Raw genomic sequence first — 8,332 nt, 5'->3', positions numbered from 1 at the left:
CGGGTAACGTCCTTTGGTGCCGCGCAGCCACCACCATCTAATCATACGCTGATTGTGGCTGGGGCCCCTGCCGGAATCCCGCCTGCGGCCCCTCGCCATCAAGCCAGTCGAGCCGGCTACTTGTCGCCGACCTGCGAGCCGAGCGTGATGTCCACCGTCGTCGGCTTACCGCCGCGCAGGTAGGTCAGCTTCACCGTCTCGCCCGGCTTGTAGGTCCAGATCTCGCTGATCAGCGTCGGGCCGCTGTCGATCGGCTTGTCGCCGAGCTGGGTGATGATGTCGCCGGGCTTCAGACCCGCCTTGCCGGCCGGGCCGTTCGGGTCGACCAGGTCGTTGGCCGCGGCGCCGCTCTCGGAGATCTTGGCGCCCTCGGTCTTGGCCGCGAGGTCCACGGAGACCTTGATCACCGGGTAGACCGGCTTGCCGGTCTTGATCAGGGAGTCGGCCACGTTCCTCGCCTGGTTGATCGGGATGGCGAAACCGAGGCCGATGGAGCCGGCCTGGCCGCCTCCGAAGCCGCCGTTGCCGGCCGACTGGATGGCCGAGTTGATGCCGATGACCGCGCCGCGGCCGTCGAGCAGCGGGCCGCCGGAGTTGCCCGGGTTGATCGACGCGTCCGTCTGCAGGGCGCTCATGTACGAGCTCTTGCCGCCGGATCCGTCACCGGAGGCGACGGGGCGGTGCTTGGCGCTGACGATGCCGGTGGTGACCGTGTTGGACAGGCCGAACGGTGCGCCGATCGCGATGGTCGAGTCGCCGACGGCGACCTTGTCCGAGTCGCCCAGCGCCAGCGGCTTGAGGCCGGACGGCGGGTTCTTCAGCTTGATGACGGCCACGTCGTAGCCCTGGGCCCGGCCCACGACCTCGGCCTCGTACTTCTTGCCGTCCGAGAACGTCGCGCTGAGCTTGCCGCCGTTGGCGGCGGAGGCCACCACGTGGTTGTTGGTGAGGATGTGGCCCTGCTCGTCGTAGACGAAGCCGGTGCCGGTGCCGCCGTCGCCGTCTCCGGCCGAGGCCTCGATGGTGACGACGCTGGGCAGGGCGCCCGCGGCCAGCCCCGCGACGGAGCCGGCGTCCCGCTTGAGGTCCTTGGGGGTGTTCCCGGCGGTGACCGTGGTCGAGCCGGAGCCGTTGCTGCTCCGGTCGGCGGCCCAGTAGCCGACGCCGCCGCCCACGCCGCCCGCGAGGAGAGCTGCCGCGAGGACGCCGGCGACCAGGCCGCCCTTGCCCTTCCGCTTGGGCTGCGGGGCGCCGTCCGCGGCCAGGGGCACGCCCCAGGCGCCGCCGCCGTGGCCGCCGCCGGTCCCGTACGCGGGGGCCGCGGGCGGGGGCGGAGGCCAGCCCTCGGCTCCGGTCGCCTGCGGCGGAGCGGAAGCGGGGGTCTCGGCGTACGCCGGGGTGACCGGCGGGACGGGGCTCTCGGCATACGCCGGCGCGGGAGCCACGGGCTGGGCGGCCGCGGGCTGCCCGGCGGAGGTGTGGGGGAGCTGCTGGGTCGGCTCGCCACCCGGCGCGGGCGTCGGCGGCAGCTGCTGCGTCACCGGTTCCACGGGAGCGGTCACGGCGGGCGCGGCGTCGGCTGGCGCGGCCACCGGGGGTGCGGACGGGGCCGCGGGGGGTGTCGGGGCCGCGGTGCCCTCGTTCTCGGTGCTCACAGCGCTCTCTCCTCGTCACACACGGCTTCAAAAATCTGGCGATATCGGTCCGACTGAACGTTCGACGTGCCATACAAGTTCCGGGGCAAAGCCTTTCCCATGACCCGTCAGAGCACTGTAAGCCGGACCTGTGAGTCTCCCCCATCCTTTATCTCCGACATATCCGGCGCATCCGCAGGAGCGCCCGCCGAGCTCGCCCCGACATCGGATGCCCCCTCGGTGGCACCATGGCCCGGTGACCCACGCAACGCCGCGCCCCATCCAGGTCGTCGCCCACCGCGGCGCCTCGGAGGATGCCCCCGAGCACACCCTGGCCGCTTACCGCAGGGCCATCGAGTACGGGGCGGACGCCCTCGAGTGCGACATCCGGCTGACGGCGGACGGCCATCTCGTCCTGGTCCACGACCGCCGGGTCAACCGGACCTCCAACGGCCGCGGGGCCGTCTCGGCCCTGGAGCTCGCCGACCTCGCCGCCCTCGACTTCGGCTCGTGGAAGGACCGCGAGGAGTCCCCCGACTGGGACGCCGACCCCGAGCGCACCTCCGTGCTCACGCTGGAGCGGCTGCTGGAGCTGGTCGCGGACGCCGGGCGGCCCGTGCAGCTGGCGATCGAGACGAAGCATCCGACCCGCTGGGCCGGACAGGTGGAGGAACGTCTGATGTTCCTCCTCAAGCGCTTCGGCCTGGACGCCCCGCCCGCCGAGGGCCCGCACCCGATCCGGGTCATGAGCTTCTCCGCACGCTCCCTGCACCGGGTGCGGGCGGCGGCGCCGACGATCCCGACCGTGTACCTCATGCAGTTCGTCTCGCCCCGGATGCGGGACGGGCGGCTGCCGGCAGGAGTAGGGATCGCGGGTCCGGGCATGCGGATCGTGCGCGGCCATCCGGGCTTCATCCGCAAACTTCAGGCCGCGGGCCACCCCGTGCACGTATGGACCGTGAACGATCCGGAAGATGTTCAGCTCTGCGCTGATTTGGGTGTGGAAGCGATCATCACGAACAGACCCCGACAGGTTCTGTCACAACTAGGACGCTGACGTCCCCTTTTGCACACCCGTCACATGCGGCGCGCCCGTGACGGGGTGTGCACCGGCGCATCCGCTCCGCATCCGGTCGTGACGAATGCGTCAGAGGGCCATGCTCCGGCGGTTTCCGGTCCAGGCCATTGGGGCATCCAGACCATGCGTGGGGCTAAGGAGGTTCCGGGGGTGGCGTTGATGGTGGCACAGGAAGTGCCCACGTCGTCGTGCATGGACGTACGCCATGGTCCTGCTGGCGTGGGCGAGGCGAGACACCGGATGCGCGAGCAACTGCGCGTCAACGGGGTGTCCGAATCGGTCGTGGACGACGCAGTACTGATCCTTTCCGAACTGCTCAGCAATGCCTGCCGGCACGGCAGACCGCTGGGATCGCGGGAAGTCGGTGACGGCGAGATACGCGCTTCGTGGCGCGTCGACAAGGCGGGACGACTGACGGTCGAGGTCACGGACGGAGGCGGGCCCACCCGCCCGATCCCGGCCACGCCTTCGGTCACCGCACGGGGCGGCCGGGGGCTGAACATCATCAGCGCCCTGGCCCAGGACTGGGGTGTCCGGGACGGAGCGGCGGGTGAGATCACCGTGTGGGTGATCGTTGCCTGTGGGGCCCGGCACGAGGATTTCGCTACGCGCGTTGCGCCCCCGGCGATCGACTTCGGTACAGCCTTCGACGATCTGGATCCTTGATCGCTCATTCCCAGTCTCCGAGAAGGCAGATGGCGGCCGTCCGGGAGTGCACGCCGACCGTGCTCCCGGCCGCACCCCACCTGTTGCGGCGGTACGAACGGCTAGGCTCGCGCCCAGACCGACGCCGTACCGCCGCAACCGGGAGACACCCACGATGGCCAAGAAGCGCCCCGCCGCGAAGACCGCAAAGCCGCAGCTCAACAACGGGGAGATCCCGGTAGTGGGCGCTCGCGAGCCCTGCCCCTGCGGATCCGGGCGCCGTTACAAGGCCTGCCACGGCGCAGCCGCCGCGCACGCCGTCACCGAGCACGTGGCCCGCCCGTTCGAGGGCCTGCCCGGCGAATGCGACTGGGTGGCGCTGCGCGAGCTCGTGCCCGCCGCCACGGTCCCGCTCACGCTCAAGGGCGGCCTGCCCGAGGGAGTCCCCTCCGTCACGCTGGTGACCGTACTCCCGATGGCCTCGCCGGCCCTGCGCCGCGAGGACGGCTCGGTCCTGCTCGGCCTGCAGAACGACTCCACCACCGGCGACCTCGCCCGGGACATGGCCGACACCCTGGAGCGCGCGCTCGCCGCCGAGCCGGGCACCATCGTCCCGGCCCGCCGCGTTCCGGCCGAGGGCCCGCGACTTCAGGATCTCCTGGCGGCCGACGGCGGTTTCGAGCCGGTTGTCCACAGCGGCTTCGAATTCTGGATCGCCGACGCGGACAGCGCCCAGACCGCCTCCCCCGAGGTGGCCGCCTCCCTGGAGCGCGCCAACGCGGCCGCCATCCCGACCGTCAAGCTGACCGGCGTCGACGCCGCCTACTGGTGCGAGACCCCGGACAAGAACCACCTGCGCTGGGTCATGCCGGAGCCCGAGGAGAAGCTGCTCGACGCGCTCGCGCGCCTGCACGCGGCGGGCACGTCCTCGCTCGGCGAGGGCACCAAGCTCGTCGGCTCCTTCCGCGCGCACGGGCTCCTGGTCCCCGTCTGGGACCTGCCCACCGGGGTCTCGGCGGACGACGTGGAGAAGCCCGCCGCCGAGCTCGCCGAGCGGCTGGCCGTGGCGCTGTCCACGGACGCGCCGCTCACCACGGAGGAGCGCCGGGCGCGCGGCGGCCTCACCAACCGCCAGGTGACCCTCAGCTGACTCCCGGCCGTCGGCTGCGGGAGCCCGGTCCCGGTCCCCCCGCAGCCGACGGCCACGACTCACCGGTGACCGGTGACCGGAGTCACAACTCCCGCTAATCGCCTGCAAATCGGTGTCTGAATATCAGAGATCGAATTTGCGAACAGGCGATCTCTTGTTACCGTTCTTGTAGCCCGGTCGCTGGTGCATCCCCCGTCGCCAGCGACCGGGCCCTTGATTTTCCGGTGACGTTCAACCGTCACCCGGTACCGGTGAGTTGCTCCCGGACCGCAGAAGCAGAGCCCCTTCCGCATCCGGAACTGCAAACTCCGCAACAGCCGAGTAGCCGTTCGGAGTCCCCGCCGAAGGATCCCGCGGCGTTTCGCACAGACCCGGCTCGTCGCCCGCGCCGACCGCGCAACGGATCTGCACCGTCCGTCCCGCCGGACCCATCAGCGTGAGTACCGCGTCGAGCGCGCGGCCGCTGGTGTTGCGGTAATAGCTCCGCCCCCAGGTCCGGCCCTCGCCGGTCAGTACGCACGTCTGCGCCTCCACGCCCTGCGGGGAGGACAGTTCGGGTCCGCAGTGCGCATCGGTACGCGGCTGCTCGGGCGGGCCCGGCCGGGCGGGCGACGGGACCGCGCCGGCGGCCGGAGTACGGGAACGGCCGGAAGCCGAACTCCCGTCGGAATCGGAAGAGTCGCCGAGACCCAAGGCGGAGAGCAGCCCGCCTCCTTTTCCGTCACTCTGACCGGCGAAATCCGGCCCGGCGATCGCTCCCGCGAGTGGAAGCGACAAGATGATCAACACACCGGCGCCGATACCGATCAGGCGGAGATTCATTCGCCGAAGATAGCGATGCGGGAATGGGGCGCGGAGATCCCCGCGCCCAATTCCCTTGGAAACTCGTTCCACTGGCACCCGTACGAGTGATCCGCTGCGCCCCGTACGCCCCGTTCGGGCATGGGCCGACGCGCGTCAGTACGCCAGCCGGCTGCCGCCGCCGGGCGCCCCGCTGCTCGCCTCGACCAGCGCGTCCACGACCGCTTCCACCTCCGGCAGCCAGAGGTCTCCGGCTTCCCCGGGAGCGCCGCCGGCCCCGACGGGCTCGCGCTCCCAGCGGACTTGCCCTCCGCCGCTCGCGGTCGAGGGCGGCAGCAGCAGGTAGCCGCCCTCGCCGTGGAAGCGCAGCGAGGAGGGCACGTGGTCCTTGGCGTAGAGGAGTTCACCCAGCCGCTCCAGCGAGTACGGCGCCACCAGCAGCGACCACCGCGTGGGCGTGGACACGACCGGCCCGAGCCGCATGCCCTGCGCGTCCAGCCGTACGACGGCACGCGCGGCCGCGGCCGCCGGGAGGCTCACCGCGCAGGGAGCGGCGCCGCCGGTGGCCAGGAGGACCGAGGCGCCGGACCGGTTGCCCCACCACCAGGCCACCATCCGGGGGTCGGTGGTGGCGGCGAGCAGTCCGGGATCGAAGGGATGCGCGCCGGGTACGACGCAGTCGGGGTCGGGGCAGGCGCAGCGCGCGTCGTCGGTGCCGGAGCGCCCGACGCCGGGCAGCACGGGCCACTGCCATCGGGTGGCGCAGACGAGCGCCGCCTCGAGGTGGTCCGAAGGGTCGCCCTGCGGCGGGGCGGGGCGCATGGATCGCAAGCGATTGCGGAGCCGCTGGAGACGCCTTCCGAGGATCTCGCGCATGAGCGCTCGTTCCTTTCCGTTGAACGTCGAGGGCCACATCACACCATGTAGGCGGTGTCTCACCACACGTACACGTTTCGCGTCACTGTCCGCCAGAAGCAGGTTCACACGGTTCGTGCAGTTTTCTTACCGGTCCATGGAACGTCCGGCAGGGGGAGGAACGCGACCCCGTGCCAACGCCGGGAGGGCTGTCGTCCATGGGGACGACGGGCCGCGCCGGGCGGTTCCCGGCGAGGGCCGGACAACGCCAACTGTCCCCGCACACCACCGATTACGTACCCTGACCGGCCTGCGGACCCGCCCAGTCGACCGCAAAAGCCGCCAGCTTCCCCCGTTTTCCGGCCAAGTTCCAGCCTCGACCGGGCAGGGGGTTGCCGTCTCACGGACACCAGGATTCCCACCTGGGCAATGCTGGACATCGCTCCTCGTGTGCGTGTAGATGTGGATTCATAGAAGGCGACGCAGCATGATCTGGGGGTTTGCGATGCTAAATGGCGAATCGCACCAGCTGGAAAGGCGGACGCCATGAGCGCCCCGCATTTGCCGAAAGTGGCTGGAATCGATCCAGCAGTTACAGCGTCCCCGCACACTGTGGCGCCCACACCGACCTCCACTCCCCCCTCCACGCCCGCGCGCACCGCCCACGCTCCGGCGCCGGCCCCCGCCGCGAGCTCGGTCATCCAGGACCGCCTGGCGGGCATGGTCTCCGACCTCACCACCCTCCACGAGCTCACCGAGCGGCTCGCCCGCACCTGTGACCTGGCCTCCTCCCTCCAGGAGTTCCTGCGCGCCGGAGCCGCCCTCGTCGGCGCCCGCCGCGGGCTGCTCGCCCTGGAACCCTCCGACGGCCTCGGCCCCACCACCACCATCGGCCTGGGGCTCAGCCGCGCCGACCTCGGCCACATCGAGACGGTGCCGCGCGGCTCCACCTCGTACGGACGCATCCTCGACGGACTGCCCGACGCCCACGGCGGCTCCGAGGTGCTCCCCGAACCCGGACTGGTCCCGGCTCCCGGCTCCGCCGGCCAGACCGCACCCGTCGACCCCCGGCACCGCGAGGTGGCCGCGCGCCTGGGCTACGCCGCCAGTTACTCGCTGCCGCTGACCGCCGAGGCCACGGGCCGGCTCGGCGCGGCCGTCTGGCTCTACGACGAGCAGGCCGAGCCCAGCGACCGCCAGCGCGACCTGATCGGCCTGTACGTACGGCACGCCTCCGAGCACGTGGCCCGGATGCTGGAGGTGGAGCGCTCCCGCTCGGACCTGGCCACCGTCGCCGGGGAGCTGCTGCCCAGCCGGCTCCCCCGGATCCCCGGGGTCCAGCTCGCCGCCCGGCACCTCACCGGTCCACGCGGCGGCGGGGACTGGTACGACGCGCTGCCGCTGCCCGAGGGCGCCCTCGGGCTGTCCGTCGGCTCGGTCACGGGCTCCGGCCCGAGCGCCGTCGCCGCGATGGGACGGCTGCGTGCCTCGCTGCGCGCGTACGCCGTCATGGAGGGCGAGGACCCCGTCGCCGTCCTGTCCGACCTGGAGCTGCTGCTGCGGCTGACCGAGCCCGCGCGCTCGGCGACCGCGCTCTTCGCGTACGGCGAGCCCGCCGGGACCACCCCGTCGGGCGGCCGGCGCCACAAGATCATCCTGGCCGGGGCGGGGCACGCCCCGCCGCTGCTGATCGGCGAACGGCGCACCGAGTACGTGGAGACCACGCTCTCCGCGCCGCTCGGGATGCTGTCGTGCTGGGAGGCGCCGAGCGTGGAGATCGAGCCCGCGCCCGGAGAAACGGTGCTGCTGTACACGGACGGGCTGCTGCGGCGCACGGGCGATCCGATGGACCGGGCGTACGCGCGGCTGCACGCCGCGGCGGCGGGGATCCCCCGTGGCGCCCGCGAGGACCCGGCCGCGGTCTGCGACCACATCCTGCGGACGGTACTGCCGGAGGGGGAGGCCCGCGACGCCGCTTCGGCGGGGGGCGCGGCGGAGGACATCGTGCTGCTCGCGGCCCGCTTCGACTGAGCGGGCCGGGGCCGGGCTGAGCCCGGGGGGGGGGGCGCCCCCCCCCACCCCCCCCCCCCCCCCCCCCGCCCCCCCCGGGCGGGTGGAAAAAAAACGGGACCCCACTGAGCACAAGAGATCGAGTGTGTGGGTGAGTCT

At 72.2% G+C, this 8,332-nt stretch carries 7 protein-coding genes; 4 read left to right on the top strand and 3 right to left on the bottom strand.

The genetic code is table 11. The features are described 5' to 3' along the window. Positions 1-116: 116 nt before the first annotated feature. Positions 117-1,655: a S1C family serine protease gene (locus ACWF9Z_RS07925; protein ID WP_453598636.1), complete on the bottom strand. Its 1,539-nt coding sequence runs from the start codon at positions 1,653-1,655 to the stop codon at positions 117-119. Between the two features lie 208 nt (positions 1,656-1,863). Here ACWF9Z_RS07925 and ACWF9Z_RS07920 point away from each other — a divergent pair, with 208 nt between their 5' ends. The 3 genes from ACWF9Z_RS07920 to ACWF9Z_RS07910 all read left to right on the top strand — a co-directional run bounded on the left by ACWF9Z_RS07920 (position 1,864) and on the right by ACWF9Z_RS07910 (position 4,507). Further along, positions 1,864-2,691: a glycerophosphodiester phosphodiesterase gene (locus ACWF9Z_RS07920; protein WP_453598633.1), complete on the top strand. Its 828-nt coding sequence runs from the start codon at positions 1,864-1,866 to the stop codon at positions 2,689-2,691. Between the two features lie 180 nt (positions 2,692-2,871). Beyond that, the gene (locus ACWF9Z_RS07915) at positions 2,872-3,378 is read left to right on the top strand and encodes an ATP-binding protein (RefSeq protein ID WP_453598817.1); all 507 of its coding nucleotides are present in this window, start codon (positions 2,872-2,874) and stop codon (positions 3,376-3,378) included. A gap of 154 nt (positions 3,379-3,532) precedes the next feature. Further along, positions 3,533-4,507, top strand: coding sequence for a DUF5926 family protein (locus tag ACWF9Z_RS07910; protein WP_453598630.1), 975 nt, complete (start codon positions 3,533-3,535; stop codon positions 4,505-4,507). A 231-nt stretch (positions 4,508-4,738) separates the two neighbouring features. Here the strand turns inward: ACWF9Z_RS07910 and ACWF9Z_RS07905 are convergent, their stop codons facing one another. After that, positions 4,739-5,329, bottom strand: coding sequence for a hypothetical protein (locus ACWF9Z_RS07905; RefSeq protein WP_453598627.1), 591 nt, complete (start codon positions 5,327-5,329; stop codon positions 4,739-4,741). A 135-nt stretch (positions 5,330-5,464) separates the two neighbouring features. Continuing rightward, positions 5,465-6,184, bottom strand: coding sequence for a bifunctional DNA primase/polymerase (locus tag ACWF9Z_RS07900; protein WP_453598625.1), 720 nt, complete (start codon positions 6,182-6,184; stop codon positions 5,465-5,467). Positions 6,185-6,655: 471 nt separating this feature from the next. Between ACWF9Z_RS07900 and ACWF9Z_RS07895 the strand changes: the two genes are divergently transcribed. Next, on the top strand, positions 6,656-8,194 hold the full coding sequence (locus ACWF9Z_RS07895) for a PP2C family protein-serine/threonine phosphatase (protein WP_453598815.1): 1,539 nt from the start codon (positions 6,656-6,658) through the stop codon (positions 8,192-8,194). Positions 8,195-8,332: the final 138 nt, after the last annotated feature.

Source organism: Streptomyces sp. NPDC054961 (assembly GCF_053609145.1).
This window is presented reverse-complemented; position numbering and strand designations above follow the sequence as displayed.